This is a genomic window from Roseofilum capinflatum BLCC-M114 (genome assembly GCF_030068505.1).
Lineage (GTDB): Bacteria > Cyanobacteriota > Cyanobacteriia > Cyanobacteriales > Desertifilaceae > Roseofilum > Roseofilum capinflatum.
The window spans coordinates 1-15,458 of the sequence record NZ_JAQOSO010000080.1; the positions used below are offsets into that span (position 1 = coordinate 1).

Sequence of the window (15,458 nt, forward strand, 5' to 3'; positions counted from 1 at the left end):
CCCATTCCCCATTCCCCATTCCCCATTCCCTATTCCCCATTCCCCATTCCCTATTCCCCATTCCCCATTCCCTATTCCCCATTATTCCACCTTCTCCACATTCCCCCCCTTCACCCAGGCATCCTGAGAGCCAATGCGGACTTTATCCCAAACCTGATCTTCACTCTCTCCGATCACATACAAGGTTTCGTTGTATCCCACTCCACCAATGGAGTTGGCTTCATAAGTGGGAGCATCCCGCAAGATTAAACCATCGGGCCAAGTGACTCTCGCTTTATACGCTCCTTCTGGTAGTTCCGGTTCTTTCGGTTTTTGGGCTTCAGCAGGAGTCGAAAGGGGTGCAGAAGCCGGTTTAGCCTCTTCTGCCTCTGGAAATTCGGGTTTGGGAGGGTCGATGGTCATCTTAGCCATAAAATAACGGGCGGTGGCTAATCCACCAACTAACATGAGGGCGATCGCCAACGTCACCCCGAAGATCACTTGAAAGAATCCAGAAACTAATCTACCAACCATAAGAATAAGTCTTGAAAAAGAATAAGAACTACAACGGAGGAGTTAAACCACTCGAACGAGATGCGAGTCGGGCTTTTCCAGATGCTGCCCAAGATTGTAACAATTCAATTTGTTCTTGGGCAGTGCGAGCTAAGGGGACAATTTGACTAGCTGCCTCTAGAATATCATCGGTGGTAAAATCCCGATTTTGACTAAAGCCAATGTGCATGGCTTCGACAATCATTTGTTCAATTTCTGCCCCGGAAAAATCGGGAGTTTCATAGGCAAGACGCTTTAAGTCGTAACTTCTCAGACTTTGGGGACGCAACCGGGAGAGATGGACTTCAAAAATCGCTTGTCGTTCCTCTTGGGTGGGCAGTCCGACGAAAAAGATTTCGTCAAAGCGCCCTTTGCGTAACAGTTCTGGGGGTAAGCTTTGGATATTGTTGGCGGTGGCAACGACAAAAACCGGTGATGTTTTTTCCGCTAACCAGGTGACAAAGGTTCCGAATACTCGGTTGGTTGTGCCCGCATCTCCCCGCGATCCCATGCCGCTAAAGGCTTTGTCAATTTCGTCAATCCACAAAATACAAGGGGCGAGGGCTTCGGCGAGTTGAACCATTTGCCGGGTTCTCGATTCTGATTCTCCCACGAGTCCGGCAAATAGTCGCCCCACATCAAGGCGTAGGAGAGGAAGATGCCAATGGTGGGCGATCGCCTTTGCCGTCAGTGATTTCCCGGTTCCCTGAATGCCCACCAGCATCAAGCCACGGGGATGGGGCAGTCCGTAGGCTCTGGCTTGATCGGAAAAAGCGCCGCCGCGCCGCAAGAGCCAGTCTTTGAGGTTTTCTAAGCCGCCAATGTCGGAGATTTGTTCTTGAGCGGGATAAAAGTCTAGGATTTGGGTTTGGCGAATGGTTTGCCGTTTTTCTTCTAAAATCAGTTCTACATCTTCCGGGCGCAGTTGCCCATGGGTGGCGATCGCCTTTCCCAATACCCGGCGAATACGCTCTAGGGACAAACCTTGACAACAGCGAACCATTTCCTCTAGAACTTCGCGATCGATCGCTTGCCCTAACCCAGTTAACAAGCGGGTGACTTCTTCCCGAATGTCGCCACTCTGGGGTAAGGGAAACTCTAAAATCGTAATTACTTCCGTTAAGTCCGTGGGAATGGTAATTTCGGGAGCCAGAATTACCAGGTTTTTGGCCTCCGATTTTAAGCTCCGAGCCAGGTTTCGCAGTTTGCGGGAGATGGAAATATCGTCTAAAAAGCGCTGAAAATCCCGGAGGACAAAAATCCCGGCAGCCGTTGGCGGGACTTTATGGACAAATTCTAAGGCTTGTAGAGGGTTACGACGACCGAAGCCATTATCATTGGGATTGCCCTGATAACCATCGACGAAATCCCAGGTATAGACTCCCCGACTGCCCAGATCTTTGGCGGATTCGGCGATCGCCTTCTCTACTCGCTCTTCTTCGGCAGTGGGAATGTAGATGATCGGATAGCGCGATCGTAGCAGTAGTTCAAATTCTTCCTTAAAACTCATGGACTAAAAGTTGGCAGGTATAGGAGACTCAGTTTCAATATCGTAACTTTATAGTATAGACTCCCCTTTGGGTTAAGTCGGATTAATTGGAAACCAGCTAGAAACCCGGTTTCTTCAAGAAACCGGGTTTCTAAACACCCTACCCATTGTTAATTGTTAATTGATACTATGGCTCAACGCACGCCCCAAAACCTCAAGATTAGACCTCTTGCGCCCTATGAAGACCGCTTACTGAATGCTTTGGCCTTTTTCCGTACCCAACGGCAACCGGACAATCAGGCCCATCATTGCCTGAGTATGTACTTGCGCCAGTCAGAAGCCAGAATTATGGGTGAAGTCGGATTTTATGCCCGGTTAGTGGGGATGGAACCTTGGCAGTTTTTAGAGTTACTCTATCAAGATGGCGATCGCGCCGAAGCCTTAATTCAAGAAGCCACCGGTTCACGAGTCAAAGATACCTTTGAGGAATGAGTAATTACCAAGAAAAATTGGGTTTAAAGCCCCGCCCTTCCAGGACGGCTTTTTTGACTTTATAAGTATATGCGGCAACCCAAGACCGAATAGTAGAACTTGGAATCTTCAGATAGCGAGCAGCATCCCCAATGGAGTAGTTGGGGATATTCCTGGGATCTTTCCCCCCATAAATATCAATCTTTGGCAAGGGCTGGCTGTTGAGTGTCATCTTCTTTATTCTCGTAAAACGTAGCCGACACCGCGCACGGTTTGAATGAGGCGTTTTTCCTGATTGGCTTCTAACTTTAAGCGCAGATAACGAACATAGACCTCAATAATGTTGGAATCGCCCATAAAATCGTAGCCCCAAACCTGTTCTAAAATCTGGTCGCGGGTGAGGACTTGCCGGGGATGCATCAGCAAATATTCTAACAAATCAAATTCTTTGGCGGTTAGCTCGATCGCCCGATCGCCCCGTTTGACTTCTCGCGATCTTCGGTCTAACTGAAGTTCAGCAAACTCTAACCGCTCTCGATCGGGTTTTTGCGTCCGTCGCAGTTGCACCCGTACCCTAGCTAAGAGTTCCTCAATATCAAAGGGTTTGACCAAATAATCATCTGCACCTGAATCTAATCCAGCGACGCGATCGCCTACTTCATCTTTAGCCGTTAATAAAATTACCGGAACATCCGTCCCCGTATTCCGGAGACGACGACACAAATCGATCCCACTTAATCCCGGTAACATCCAATCGAGAATCACCAAATCCGGTTGTAGTTCTCGAATGCGGGTTAATCCTGTCAACCCATCCCCGGCAAGAGTGACCTGATATCCTTCATATTGCAGTTCTAATTCCACAAAACGAGCGAGTTTGGCTTCGTCTTCAATCACCAGGATATGGGAACTCATGACCGCAGACCTAACAGGAAACTTAATCCACCATAATACTATGGTAGGGGCGAACAACCCTGGTTCGCCCCTACCGATGGATGTCACATAGAGCAAAATTTCCTAGGTAGAAGACTCCTCACTGAGGATGCGATCGCTATATTGACTCGATTTAGCTAAATAAATTCCCCCTAAAACTGTCGCAAAGGCAAGAGTATTCACCAGAGTTAAGCCTTCAGCAAACACAATCCAGGCAATAATCGCCGCAAATACCGGATCGAGTAACAGGAAAATACCGACCAAACCGGAAGACAAACGCTTGAGGCTATAGGCTTGTAAGCCTTGTCCCACCACTTGGCAAACGACAGCTAACCCAATCACAGACAGCCATCCCGATAGGGTAACCGGAAACAGTTGGTCTTCTGCTAGTAAGACAACTGGTAAGGAAAGAATCGCCCCCACACCACAACACCACATCAAGATCTCCGTAGCAGGAAATTTGTGGCGCAGAGTTTCGATTAACATCAAATTAGCAGCCGAAAACACAGCCGATAATAGGGCTGCAATGTCTCCATTGAGATGTTCAGCACCCACCTGGAAATCATCGAGTCCCAGGGCGATCGCCCCAATCATAGCAATCAATAATCCCATTAAGAACCGCCGGTCAAAGGATTCATGGAAAATCACCCAAGCCCCCAGAGTGGTAAATAACGGTGTTAGATTATGTAGAATTGTTGAATTCGCCACCCCTGTCAGGGTTAGAGACCAAGCCCAAAACGCCAAGCATCCCCAAAACATCACTCCGGCACTCACTAACAAAATAATATCCCGTCGATTGATCGGATCAACCTTCGGTTTTGCCTCTAAACTCTCCCCAGTTTTCCAGTGTTCTAGGGCATAAATCACCCCCAGAACTAGAAAAGCAATCCAAAATCGGTTAAGGATGGTGGAAAATGGCCCCAACTCTCGTTCGCTCAGGCGAATGAAAATCGCTGCAAAGGACAAAGAGGCGATCGCAAAGAATACGGCCAACAGGGCAGATAGGGTGGAACTGATTTTAGGAATTCTCGGTAAATGGGGTGAAATCGAGGGTAAGGTGGTGGTTAAAGACATGATCTGAGCAAGGGTAAACCTTGGAGTAACAAGCGTCAGCGAAGGGGGTCGAGTAAATGTGCTTAATCCTCTCCTTCCAGTTATCTTAAGATTCCTACCTGATTGATCGAACAGGATTTTTGCAATTTGTTACACAATGCAACGACCCTTCATCGAATCATCAAATTCAGACAATAAATCACCATGGGGAAATCTAACCTGCTATCCTGAAAGATGCAAGAAGTCATGCGATCGCTTTAGCGATGGGTCGCATGATTGTCGCCTTCTACCCAGCTATCCCACGCTCCTGACGATCGTTATCCATTCTTAAGCCAGGATTCTGGATTCCCAGGATCTTCAGACGTACTAATTAACAATTCTCCCAACTCAAGATAAAGATTAAAGCTAAAGAACCCTATGGATATCTCACAAAACGATGCACAAGTTATAGTTCCAGAACTAGCCCAGATTTATCGAGCGCTTGAATCCCAATTGGGCGAAACCGATCGCCATCGTGTCCCCTCCCTACAGGAATCTCGGCTAGAAGCAGAAAACGAAACGGTCATGGTTCTCGAAGACCGCTCAGACTGGAAACAAGTGATAGAGCTGTGGCGAGAAGAAAACATGCCCTCAGAACAAATTATCTTTATGTTCCATGAGATGCTCGATCTGTGGGAACAACTCGAAACCGTCAATTGTCGCCAAAGCCTCCTAGAATTAAGTAACCTGCTACTCGATGAAGATGAAATTCTCTGCCTCAAACGCTTACATCCTGACACCAATCCTGAAACGGTAAGCTTGAGAGAGTTGGGTAAAGTTTGGCAACAATTGTTTCAACAGTCAGAGATGACTCAGGTGGGATCGCTACTGTCCCTATTGCAAGACCTAAAAGGGGAAAAAATGACATCCGTCGATCAAGTGCGCGATCGCCTAGAAAAAATTTTAGCCGAAGAACAGGGCGATCCCGACCTGGACGACGACGAAAGCCTTGCCCCCCTCTATGGGGAAGAAGAACTCGATCAGGACAAAACCCAACCGATTGACTACAGCGATTACAATCCCTCCGGATTTCCTACCCCCACCCAGACGGCTTCCTCGGCTTCTCCCTTCGAGGATATGCCCACTGTGGTGTTACCGATGCAACTGTTTAGCCTCGATTATGCCGGAGCAACCGACAAGGGAATGCAGCGAGACCACAATGAAGACAGCTTTCTGATTCATACCCAATTAGAACGCATTGAAGATAAAACCGGGCGCACCATCCACGCCAAAGGGTTATATATTCTCTGTGATGGGATGGGGGGCCATGCGGGAGGAGAACAAGCGAGTATGGTTGGGGTAAAAACCCTGAAAGAGTATTTTCAAACCCATTGGTTTAACCTACCCGATTCTGAATCTCGCCTGCCTTCGACTGAATGTATTGAAGAAGGTATATTCCAGGCCAATCAAGCTATCTATGATATCAATCAATCCCAAAGTCGTACCGGAAGTGGACGCATGGGCACTACATTGGTGTTGGTCTTAATTCAAGATGTTCATGTGGCCGTTGCCCATGTGGGGGATAGTCGGTTATATATGTTTAGCCGCAAACAAGGGTTAACGGCATTAACTCAAGACCATGATGTGGCCCAACGGGAAATTAAGCGGGGGTTAGAACCGGAATTAGCGTTTGCTCGTCCGGATGCCTATCAATTGACCCAAGCTTTGGGCCCACGCCATAACGATTTTGTCAAACCGGATATTTATTGTTTTGAACTTAATCAAGATAGTCTGTTGCTGTTAAGCTCTGATGGTCTCACGGATAATGATTTAGTGGAAAAGCATGTGGGTAGCCATATTGAACCGCTCATGAGTTCTCGTGCCAATCTGGAGCGGGGAGTAAGTGATTTAATTGATTTGGCTAATGAACAGAATGGCCATGACAATATTACGGTGGTATTGGTGCGGGCTAAGGTGCGCCCGAATTTGGGAGGTTTGAGCCGTTAGGGGATGCTTGGAGAAAGTCGCTGTGGTTTGAGGTTCGATGATGCAAGGGACGATTACCCTGACGTTGTTAGATCCAAAGGAAGGAGATGCGCTCCAAAGCTGGGAGTTTCTTCCCCAAGGGAAGGTTCGCATTGGCCGGGCCCAGGATAATGAGGTGGTGCTTTCTAATGATTTGGTGTCTCGGTATCATTTGGAGTTAGAACCGATTCAGGAGAAGGGGGCGATCGCCTGGAAGGTGACGAACCGAGGAACTAATGGCACATTAGTGAACCATCAGCCGATCGCCCAAATTGTGGTCGAGAGCAAAAGCCTGATTCAGTTAGCGGCTGGAGGGCCGATTTTGGATCTGACGTTTGTCCATCAGGAAATCCCTCCTCCTTCAGGGACTTCCGGATGCACCCATGAAGGCAATGCGCCAAATAATCTGTTTTGTATCCATTGCGGTCAACCCTTGCACATTGAAAAGCAGGTGCGGGACTATCAGATTTTGCGAATTTTGGGTCAAGGGGGAATGGGAACGACTTATTTGGCCTATCCTCCCCCATCGGAAGAACAGACTTCTCAGTTAATTGTATTGAAGGAGATGAATTCTGATTTGGCTCGCATTGCTAAGGCTAGGGAGTTGTTTGACCGGGAAGCTCGCACCCTGAAGGGGTTAAGCCATCCCGGAGTTCCCCGGTTTTTTGATTCGTTTATTGAGGAGGGTAAAAAGTATTTGGCCATGGAGTTAATTCATGGTGAAGATTTGGAGCGCCTGCTGTATCAGCAGGGGCCCTTTTCTGCACCGGTGGCGGTTGAGTGGATGATTCAAACTTGCAAGATTTTGGGTTACTTGCATAACCAATCCCCCCCGATTGTGCATCGGGATATTAAACCGGCCAATTTGCTCCTGCGACGTTTGGATCGTCAGATTGTGGTGATTGATTTTGGGGCAGTTAAGGAGATTGGAACGCCCTTGGGAACTCGGATTGGGGCGGAGGGCTATAGTGCCCCTGAACAGGATCGGGGACAACCGGTGACCCAATCAGATTTATATGCGATCGGGCCCACGCTCGTCTTTTTGCTTACGGGAGAGCAGCCGCTTAAGTATTATAAACGCCGCCGGGATCTCTCCTATCGTTTAGACTTGCAGTCAGTGGAAGCTATTGCTCCACCTCTGCGGGATGTGATTGAAAAGACAACTTCCCCTAAACCCCGCGATCGCTTCCCAAGTGCTGAAGACTTAGCGCAAGCCTTAGAATCGGCACTTTCCGCTTTGACGGAGTAAAGCCATAAACCCACATTCCACATAGCATAGGAAACTGCTGTAATTGTTAATTGTTAATTGATATAAAGTCCGGCTGACCTTCGTGCTTGTTGTAAGTCTTGGCTCAATCCTAGACGATTTGACCAATCGTTTAGATAGTTAAAGTCCAGAGATTCTCCTTGTACTTTCAATATTCCTAAAATATCTCGCCATTGTTTATCCGATTCAGTTTGACTTCTCCACTGAAGTTTATTAAGAATAATATCTTCTGGGGATGCTAGATTAACCTCAATTCCACCTGGAATTTTGTATTGTTGTCTGCGTTCAAATTGAATGCGCTCAAATGCATTATCATCAGATAAAATGAGGTCTGCACGGGAAATAGTTTCAATATCAGTGACTTGTAATATTCCCATCCGACCCTCAACAATATCCTCTACACCAGGAACATAAAACCCAACAATTTCTAATTCAGTTGCTAGTTCGGTAACCTGTTGAGGCTGAATAAAAATAACCATATCCACATCACGAGTCGTGCGAACTTCCCCATATGCGATCGCTGCCACTCCGCCTGTAATATAATAAGGGATATTGAGGGATTCAAAAATTAGGTGTAACCGCCCTGCTAAGGCAATTGAATCTTGAGTCCAATTCATTGGATTTTTAGTCGTTATAGCATCGAGGAAATGCGCCTCTCCTAACCAAGCTTGAGCTAATTTCTGAGCCAGTTGTATCTCAGATAAGTCAGAAAAGCGTTGGCGGAAACAGGAGAGAGAAAACTGACGAGCATTCTGATTCATCCCAGCTCCCATTGCCAGCCGTTGTGATGGGGTACGTTCTTGCAGCAATCTAAAACCCAATATATCAACTTGAGGAGTGGTGTCTGGCGATTGAGATTGATAGCCCGGTGTGACAGCTTGGCTTGATAACTGACCAGGAATCGGTTTATTCATTTAAAATTGTGTCATATCAAGTTCCATTAATATCAAGTGCGGGTAATCAGTTAAAGTATAGGAGTCAGGTGGGCAGGGTCTTTGGGTAGAATTTGAATGATATGGCTTCTTCTGTTGCCCACCCTACGATGAGCTAGGGGATGCCATGAGTGGCTCGCTACCCCTAGACCGGAATTAGTCTTCCCATTCTTCTACAGCCAGGAGTTCACTCACGGGATCGTGCATAGAGAACTCGTAGGCTTGCAATTCTTTTTTCCAATATTTCCATTGATCGCCATACAAAAATGCCATTTTCCAAATGCCATCCGTTGGTTTCAGAATATTGGAATCGACCAATGATTTCACTTTAGATTGCAGTTTAAACATTGGGTGAACAACCTGCTGGTTCATACAACCTTGATTCATATTTGAAGTTTGTCAAATCTTTTCTATGTGTACGTTCCTAGTGGCGAGTGGGAGTTCTCGTGATGATTCTGCAGAATTAGAGAACAAGAACATCTAGGAATAATTTTTCTTGTTACCTCCTCACAATAGCATAACTCTCTAGGAAAGGGAAGACTTGCATAGAAAAGATTTTTTTATGTAATGGGTAATGGGTAATCAGTAATAGATTCCCCTACTCTACCGTCACTGACTTAGCCAGATTCCGGGGTTGATCGACATCGAGGCCTCTAAGGGCGGCAATGTGATAGGCCAGTAACTGGAGCGGAATCACTGTCACTAGGGGGGAGAGAGACTCATCAATGGTGGGAATGGCTAGGATTTCATTGAAAATATCCTGAGCTTCCAGGGAGTCTTTGGGGGTGACTCCAATCAGACGAGCATCTCTGGCTTTGGCTTCTTGGGCGTTGGAGAGAACTTTTTCATAGAGGAGTCCGGGAGTGGCGATCGCCACGACTGGCACTTTGGCATCCAACAAAGCAATGGGGCCATGTTTCATTTCCCCAGCCGGATAGCCCTCAGCATGAATATAGCTGATCTCCTTGAGCTTCAAGGCTCCTTCTAGGGCAATGGGAAAGTTTATTCCCCGACCCAAAAAGATAAAGTCAGTGGTTTCATTAAACTGATGGGCCAACTCGCCAATATAATCATCCTGTTCCTCAATCAGCCGTTCAATCAGTGGGGGCAATTCCCGCAACTTCTTGATAATGCCCTCGATGACCTCCGGTTTCAGAGTTTTGCGGCGATCGGCCAAATCCAACGCTAGAGCATAAAACGCCATCACCTGAGCGCTAAAGGTTTTCGTCGCTGCCACTCCCACCTCTAAATTGGCATGGGTATTAATAATATAAGGAATTAGCCGACCCAACGAACTCTCCGGCCGGTTCGTAATCCCCAGCATTCGCGGTTGATAAGCCGGAGAATGGTGGGACTTGCGCCGCTCCTGTTCCATCGCCAAAGCCGCCAGAGTATCCGCCGTTTCTCCCGACTGAGTAACCCCAATAGTTAACGTATTCGCCGTTAACGGTGGGGGAGAGTAACGAAATTCCGAGGCATATTGAACAAAAGTGGGAACCCCCGCCCATTGTTCCAGCAAATGCTTCCCGACTAACGCTGCGTGCCAACTCGTTCCACAAGCCACAATCTGGATCTGCTCTAAATTCTCATACAGGCTCTGGGGTAAATTCAGTTGTACCAGTCCTGGAGAAGATGTGGGAGAAGAAGGCTGGCTAGAACGAGTTTGATCCTGGGTTTGCAGATACCATTCCGGGTCAAAATAGGCATCGAGTTGAGTTCGTAGAACCGTCGGTTGCTCATAAATTTCCTTGAGCATAAAGTGGCGAAACCCTTGTTTTTCCGCGCTGCTCGGATTCCAGTTCAGGGTTTGGGGATATTTGACCTGTCGCTCTCCCCGAAAGTCATAAATTTCCACGCCCAAGGGAGTCAGGCGGGCCATTTCCCCATTATCCAAGGGCAGAATAATATGGGTGTGGGAAACCAGAGCAGGAGTATCGGAGGCGCAGAAAAATTCCCCTTGACCAAACCCAATCACCAGGGGAGCTTGTTGGCGGACGACGATCAGTTCATCGGGGAATTGGGTAGAAATGACTGCAATGGCAAACGCTCCCTCTAACCGATTGACCGTTTGCCGCACTGCTTCTAGGAGAGAATTAGGACTACTCGACAAATACTCAGAAATCAGATGGGGAATCACCTCCGTATCCGTATCCGAGACAAACTCATGGCCTTTTGCTTTCAGTTCCTCCCGCAATTCCCGATAGTTCTCCACAATCCCATTTTGGACAACCGCCACCGTTGCCTGCTTATCGGTATGGGGATGGGCGTTGTACTCTTCTGGTTTACCATGGGTTGCCCATCGGGTATGGCCAATTCCGACCCGCGCCTTATCTTCAACCCCCCTGAGTTTATCGCGCAAATTATACAACTTCCCTTTAGCTTTGATGGCGTGCAGTTCACCATCCGAAATCAGGGCAACGCCTGCCGAATCATAACCTCGATATTCCAGCTTCTCTAATCCAGAAAGAAGAATATCTTTAGCTTCTTGAGTACCAATGTAGCCAACAATTCCACACATTGAATCGATTACTCCGGGTTGTATTGATGACGAAACTGGGGAGTTGTAGACGGAGAACTCAACGACCCCGTTCCCTTAGCTGTTCATGCTAACAGTTTATTTTTGATGATTGTCCGATTTGACTCAAGTCAACCATAATAAACCATTATAAAATGTCTCCTCCCCATCTCTGCGTCTAGAGAGTACCTGTGTCCGGAGTTTCTTCCCCACTCCCCTAGGTTGACGAAGGGCAAAACTATTCTGGAGAAAGTTTTGAATATTCCTGAACAATAAATGCCGGTTGACTCCCTTTCGTATTCTGTTTCATCACCCGAAGAAGACGATTGGCCATCGGTCGTGCATCTTGAGTGAAAAAATCATGGAGTACCTGCACTTTTCCTGCATAGTCTCGATCGGCTTTGCAAATAACAATCCCTGCATGGTTTGAGGTTGTAGAGTGGAGGTTGAGAAAGTCTTGACGATTTTCAGTAATAACGATTCGACCGGCACAGGTCGCATACTCCAATACCACATTGTCTGGAATTTTTCGATTGGCTTGTCCAGCTTCGTAAGAGGTCAACACATCATAACTCATCCCTCGCATCAGATCGACCATTGCCAGTGGGAAATTTTCATTAGAATAGAACTTTAGCATTTACTCACAATCAGCAATAGCACGATCAATTTCTTCTCGGTTGAGTTCGTAATAGTTGAGTGCAGCTTGGATATCTTCAAGTGTTAGTCCTGGGTAGTTGTACAGTAACTCTGAATCCGATGCGCCTTGCTGTTGGTAGGCAATAATTGTCCAGACGGGAATTCGGGTATCGCGAATTCGCGCTGCACCGCCACAAATTCCTGACGTTTTGTGAATGGGATATTGAAGGGTTTGGACGAATTTCAGGGTTTTTTCGAGTAATTCATCCGGTAAGGTTTCAATGGTTTGCAGAAGTTGTTCTTTGAGTGTCACGGATGGAAGAGAAAGTATAATTATCTAAACAATATAGGCGATCGCCTTCTCCCCTATTCTAGCTCCATCTATGAGTCAGAATTGGCTTCTAAGCGGCGATCGCCCCTTTTCATTCTGTCGAGTCTGATTTGTTACGGTTTCGGTGGCGTTGTTCCTTGAGCAAGCACCTCTGCCACACGCTGGCGAGCCAGTTCTATTTTTGACCGGATCGCTTCTGCTTGAGGGAATGTTTTTCGCGATCGAAGACCACCACCGCAACCAGCAAACTCCCAAAAAAGCCGATTAAGAAGGGATGGGGCAGTGGAATGGGACTCTCTATTTTTTGCCCATTCGGCCAAGTCCAATTTTGCGTAATTGAACCAGATGCCGAGGCTAAAATTGCTCCTGCACCGATGCCAAAGCCCAGGGCTTGAATATAGTCTTGTAGCTCTTTTTCATTCTTCGCTTGCTCCACTTCTGCGGTAGCGCGAATGGTATTAATTAAATCGGTAAATAACTCTTTTCCCGGTTCAATAGATTCAATGTAGCCTTGGGTTTGTGCTAGGTAACGGGGATAGGTTTCTTTGGCTAGTTTTGACCAGATTTCGAGTTTATTTCCGGAGTCTAGGAGCTGGGTTAAGTAGGTTTGGAAGTTTTCGTGATTGATTTTAATCGTAGAATATTGGGCTTTCAAGTCTCGCAGACAGCAGCTATAGTCTAGGAGGTTTTGGGGGAGATTTTTTAATAAATTATCTAAGTTGGTTAAGCGCTCTTCTGGCTTTTGACTAATCAGACTGTAAAAGTCCTTAACTTTTTTCTCTAGCTTGTTGTAGATATGGCGGGCATCTTTATAGGCTTCTTTGGCATTGGCATAACTCCATTCAATCTTGGCTTGTGTCCAAAATAACTCCCGGAGCCAGCTATAATTATCATCGGCTTGTTGGTGATCTAGTTGGTCAGGTTTACTTAAAAAAATGATCAAAGTTGCACCAGTAATTTTAAACAGAAAGGCGGGACAATTAAATAATTTAATTTCGTCTAAGTATTCAGGAGTACCAGCCTCAGCTTTTTCACAGAACGCATTCACCCATTCTTTTGCTTGTTCTAGGTTTGGTTTTTTCCAAGGGCGCTGTTCTACATGAATGACAATAATTTTGTGTAAATTGGCTTGAATTGTGTTTAATAAAACAGACGGCTTAAACCGGGCAATATCTTGGGGTTCAAATTCTGCATCGGGTTTTTCTGGAGATAAGGTTAAATCTACGCAATAAGTATCGTAGAGGCGAAAGGGTTGTATCTCTCCGCTCATTTCTCCGGAAAGAGTGGGAATAGCGGTTAGATTAATTGCGTCTTGATGATGGGTTAACCATTCCTTTTCTAGGCGGTTTTCTTCTTTGGAGTTATAATGAAATTCTCCGTCTTTATCTGGGTAGTAACAAATCAGTTGAGATTTTATAGTTTTGAGTTCTTCAAAGGGAAGAAATTGCCCAGCATCCACTAAGCTATTCCAGAGATCTTGAGCGTCCTGGCTAACCTCTTGTGGGTCATCGCTTAGGGTTTGGTAGATGTGGAAAGCGTAGAGCGTTACGGTGAAGATTTTCACGATTCTGGAGTAAACGGGGTCTCTTCAGAAGGGGACTCTTCAGCCGCAGGTAACTTAGTATTGTTTTTAGCGGCATTTTCGATAGTCACTTTCAGAGAAGGGCTGGTTTGTTTCGCTTTGGCTTTGCTGTGACCGATGCCTTTGTCCCCTTTTGCAGCTTGCATCAGTTTCACCAGATAATTTTTATAGACTGATGCTCGGTTAGGGTCTTTTAACCAAGCCTCTACCATTTCGGCATCGGTTTCATCGCTGTTGGTGAGTTGCGCTTGCAGTTCGGTGAGGTTCTGCCAGTAGTCCGTAAATAAATCGGGATTGTTTTCAATTAAATCCCTAAATACTTGAATTTTTTCAGCCGGGGTGGCCATGTTTTGTTCTCCTTCTCCGACGATGCAGAATCCAGCCCAGTGAAAGGGCGAGCGATAGGGTTGGCTATGCCATCCGCTATCCTTCTCATTGTCTTTATTTTCGCCCATTTCTTGAAAAATAGCTTGCAAGATAGTCTGCCATAGGGGAGCTTTATTCAATAGGGTTGAGGTTTGTGTCCACTGGTGAAAGCCTTGTACTGTGGTGGTTCGGAGCCAGTTTTGGGCGGCTTTGAGGCTGATGGCGAGTTGGCCGGGGTGCTGTTCCAGGAGTTCGTAGGTTTTAATCAGTACCAGGGCGGTGGAGACTTGATTGACTGACCATTGGCTGGCGATGATGCTGGGACTTCCGGCAAGGAGGAAACCGCTAGAGAGGCTGATATATTCGTCAGTGGTATCGAGGGCAACTTGGCCGGTTTCGCACGCGGAGAGGGTGACGAGGCTGCATTGGCTGAGGTTGAAGGTGCTGATAATCTCGGCTAGGGTGAGGATTTCATGGTTGGCGAGTAGGAGTCCAGAGTCTAGGGGAGAGGTGGCGTTAAATCCACCGTGACAGGAGAAGTAGAGATGGTGGATATTGCTGAAGTTTTGGTTGAGTAGGGTTTCTTTGGTGGCGGTTTCTCTTGGGAGAATGGTGGTTTGGTGGAAGCTTTGGCTGATGGTTTCTACTTCTACATCGGCAAAGAGCAGGTCGTTGGTGGGGTTTTGGATGGCGAAGAGGTGGTTAAAGTTGGGGCGCGGGCGATTTTGCGCTTGTTGCAGCAGTTGGCAGTTGGGGGCGTAGGTTACGCCTTGGGCAAAGAGGTCTTGTAGGGGTTTGCCCTCTCCCCCGTCCCCTCTCCCAGAGGGCGAGGGGGGATGGGTTGGTGTGGGGGCGGGTTCACCGAGATCTGGGGGGGTTGGCGTAAGGGCTGGTGAACCCGCCCTTACAGACGGTTGCGGGGTAACCGGCAAGGCATGTATGGGAAACAGGTGCAGGAAAACGTGAGGAATGAGGATCAGTTTCTCGCAGGTGGGGAAGTTTTTCCGCAGGTTGTGCAGGATTTCATCGAGATGGAGAATACCTGACAGGGTTTCTAGGCGTTGGGATAGGTTGTTTTGCCATTGGGGGCGGTTGATGAAGTAGTCAGTGTAATAGTCTTCTCCCCACTCAATCAGGTTATGGAGGTCTTCTTTAGAGGATGTCCAGAGGGTGACCTCTCCCCCCTGCCCCCCTCTCCTGCGAGGCGAGGGGGGTGTGGCGGGTTCTCCCCCTTGGTAAGGGGGAGTTAGAGGGGGATCAGTAGTGGGGAGACTAGGGGCGATCCCCCCTGCCCTGCTTGGTAAGCAGGGGGTTTTCATTTTCACAAATTATACCACAACAAAAGCAAAAT

The 15,458-nt window shown here is 47.2% G+C and carries 15 protein-coding genes; 3 read left to right on the plus strand and 12 right to left on the minus strand.

The features are described 5' to 3' along the window. Positions 1–81: 81 nt before the first annotated feature. Entirely contained in the window at positions 82–513 is a 432-nt protein-coding gene (locus PMG25_RS14335) for an SH3 domain-containing protein (protein WP_283767581.1), read from the minus strand. Positions 514–541: 28 nt separating this feature from the next. Beyond that, entirely contained in the window at positions 542–2,041 is a 1,500-nt protein-coding gene (locus tag PMG25_RS14340) for an AAA family ATPase (protein ID WP_283767582.1), read from the minus strand. A gap of 168 nt (positions 2,042–2,209) precedes the next feature. On the opposite strand from PMG25_RS14340, the gene PMG25_RS14345 reads away from it, so the two are divergent. Then, positions 2,210–2,512: a hypothetical protein gene (locus PMG25_RS14345; protein ID WP_283767583.1), complete on the plus strand. Its 303-nt coding sequence runs from the start codon at positions 2,210–2,212 to the stop codon at positions 2,510–2,512. 4 nt (positions 2,513–2,516) lie between these two features. On the opposite strand, the gene PMG25_RS14350 is transcribed toward PMG25_RS14345, so the two are convergent. The 3 genes from PMG25_RS14350 to PMG25_RS14360 form a co-directional block, all read right to left on the minus strand. Continuing rightward, positions 2,517–2,723 (minus strand): hypothetical protein, encoded by a 207-nt coding sequence (locus PMG25_RS14350; RefSeq protein WP_283767584.1) that lies wholly within the window; start codon positions 2,721–2,723, stop codon positions 2,517–2,519. A 5-nt stretch (positions 2,724–2,728) separates the two neighbouring features. Then, on the minus strand, positions 2,729–3,403 hold the full coding sequence (locus PMG25_RS14355; protein WP_283767585.1) for a response regulator transcription factor: 675 nt from the start codon (positions 3,401–3,403) through the stop codon (positions 2,729–2,731). Between the two features lie 102 nt (positions 3,404–3,505). Next, the gene (locus PMG25_RS14360; RefSeq protein ID WP_283767586.1) at positions 3,506–4,495 is read right to left on the minus strand and encodes a DMT family transporter; all 990 of its coding nucleotides are present in this window, start codon (positions 4,493–4,495) and stop codon (positions 3,506–3,508) included. A gap of 396 nt (positions 4,496–4,891) precedes the next feature. Between PMG25_RS14360 and PMG25_RS14365 the strand changes: the two genes are divergently transcribed. Then, a complete protein-coding gene (locus PMG25_RS14365; protein WP_283767587.1) occupies positions 4,892–6,460 on the plus strand; it encodes a serine/threonine phosphatase in 1,569 nt (522 codons plus the stop codon). A 40-nt stretch (positions 6,461–6,500) separates the two neighbouring features. Further along, entirely contained in the window at positions 6,501–7,727 is a 1,227-nt protein-coding gene (locus tag PMG25_RS14370) for a protein kinase domain-containing protein (RefSeq protein ID WP_283767588.1), read from the plus strand. A gap of 53 nt (positions 7,728–7,780) precedes the next feature. On the opposite strand, the gene PMG25_RS14375 is transcribed toward PMG25_RS14370, so the two are convergent. From PMG25_RS14375 to PMG25_RS14405, 7 genes are all read right to left on the minus strand, one after another. Further along, complete coding sequence (locus tag PMG25_RS14375) at positions 7,781–8,659, minus strand: hypothetical protein (RefSeq protein WP_283767589.1); 879 nt, start codon at positions 8,657–8,659, stop codon at positions 7,781–7,783. Between the two features lie 174 nt (positions 8,660–8,833). Then, on the minus strand, positions 8,834–9,049 hold the full coding sequence (locus PMG25_RS14380) for a DUF4327 family protein (protein ID WP_347178838.1): 216 nt from the start codon (positions 9,047–9,049) through the stop codon (positions 8,834–8,836). Positions 9,050–9,275: 226 nt separating this feature from the next. Continuing rightward, on the minus strand, positions 9,276–11,195 hold the full coding sequence (gene glmS / locus PMG25_RS14385) for a glutamine--fructose-6-phosphate transaminase (isomerizing) (RefSeq protein ID WP_283767591.1): 1,920 nt from the start codon (positions 11,193–11,195) through the stop codon (positions 9,276–9,278). A gap of 235 nt (positions 11,196–11,430) precedes the next feature. Continuing rightward, the gene (locus PMG25_RS14390; RefSeq protein ID WP_283767592.1) at positions 11,431–11,829 is read right to left on the minus strand and encodes a DUF5615 family PIN-like protein; all 399 of its coding nucleotides are present in this window, start codon (positions 11,827–11,829) and stop codon (positions 11,431–11,433) included. After that, positions 11,830–12,141, minus strand: coding sequence for a DUF433 domain-containing protein (locus PMG25_RS14395; RefSeq protein WP_283767593.1), 312 nt, complete (start codon positions 12,139–12,141; stop codon positions 11,830–11,832). A 193-nt stretch (positions 12,142–12,334) separates the two neighbouring features. Beyond that, positions 12,335–13,723 carry an AAA family ATPase gene (locus PMG25_RS14400; RefSeq protein ID WP_283767594.1) on the minus strand — a complete coding sequence of 463 codons (1,389 nt, stop codon included), beginning with the start codon at positions 13,721–13,723 and terminating at the stop codon, positions 12,335–12,337. Beyond that, positions 13,720–15,426, minus strand: a complete 1,707-nt coding sequence (locus PMG25_RS14405) for a CHAT domain-containing protein (protein ID WP_283767595.1) — start codon at positions 15,424–15,426, stop codon at positions 13,720–13,722. The genes PMG25_RS14400 and PMG25_RS14405 overlap by 4 nt, the downstream gene beginning before the upstream one ends. Positions 15,427–15,458 lie beyond the last annotated feature (32 nt).

Coding starts and splice junctions, on each gene's coding strand:
- PMG25_RS14335 (WP_283767581.1), bottom strand. CDS start 513: ATGGTTGGTAGATTAGTTTCTGGATTCTTTCAAGTGATCTTCGGGGTG.
- PMG25_RS14340 (WP_283767582.1), bottom strand. CDS start 2,041: ATGAGTTTTAAGGAAGAATTTGAACTACTGCTACGATCGCGCTATCCG.
- PMG25_RS14345 (WP_283767583.1), top strand. CDS start 2,210: ATGGCTCAACGCACGCCCCAAAACCTCAAGATTAGACCTCTTGCGCCC.
- PMG25_RS14350 (WP_283767584.1), bottom strand. CDS start 2,723: ATGACACTCAACAGCCAGCCCTTGCCAAAGATTGATATTTATGGGGGG.
- PMG25_RS14355 (WP_283767585.1), bottom strand. CDS start 3,403: ATGAGTTCCCATATCCTGGTGATTGAAGACGAAGCCAAACTCGCTCGT.
- PMG25_RS14360 (WP_283767586.1), bottom strand. CDS start 4,495: ATGTCTTTAACCACCACCTTACCCTCGATTTCACCCCATTTACCGAGA.
- PMG25_RS14365 (WP_283767587.1), top strand. CDS start 4,892: ATGGATATCTCACAAAACGATGCACAAGTTATAGTTCCAGAACTAGCC.
- PMG25_RS14370 (WP_283767588.1), top strand. CDS start 6,501: ATGCAAGGGACGATTACCCTGACGTTGTTAGATCCAAAGGAAGGAGAT.
- PMG25_RS14375 (WP_283767589.1), bottom strand. CDS start 8,659: ATGAATAAACCGATTCCTGGTCAGTTATCAAGCCAAGCTGTCACACCG.
- PMG25_RS14380 (WP_347178838.1), bottom strand. CDS start 9,049: ATGAACCAGCAGGTTGTTCACCCAATGTTTAAACTGCAATCTAAAGTG.
- glmS (WP_283767591.1), bottom strand. CDS start 11,195: ATGTGTGGAATTGTTGGCTACATTGGTACTCAAGAAGCTAAAGATATT.
- PMG25_RS14390 (WP_283767592.1), bottom strand. CDS start 11,829: ATGCTAAAGTTCTATTCTAATGAAAATTTCCCACTGGCAATGGTCGAT.
- PMG25_RS14405 (WP_283767595.1), bottom strand. CDS start 15,426: ATGAAAACCCCCTGCTTACCAAGCAGGGCAGGGGGGATCGCCCCTAGT.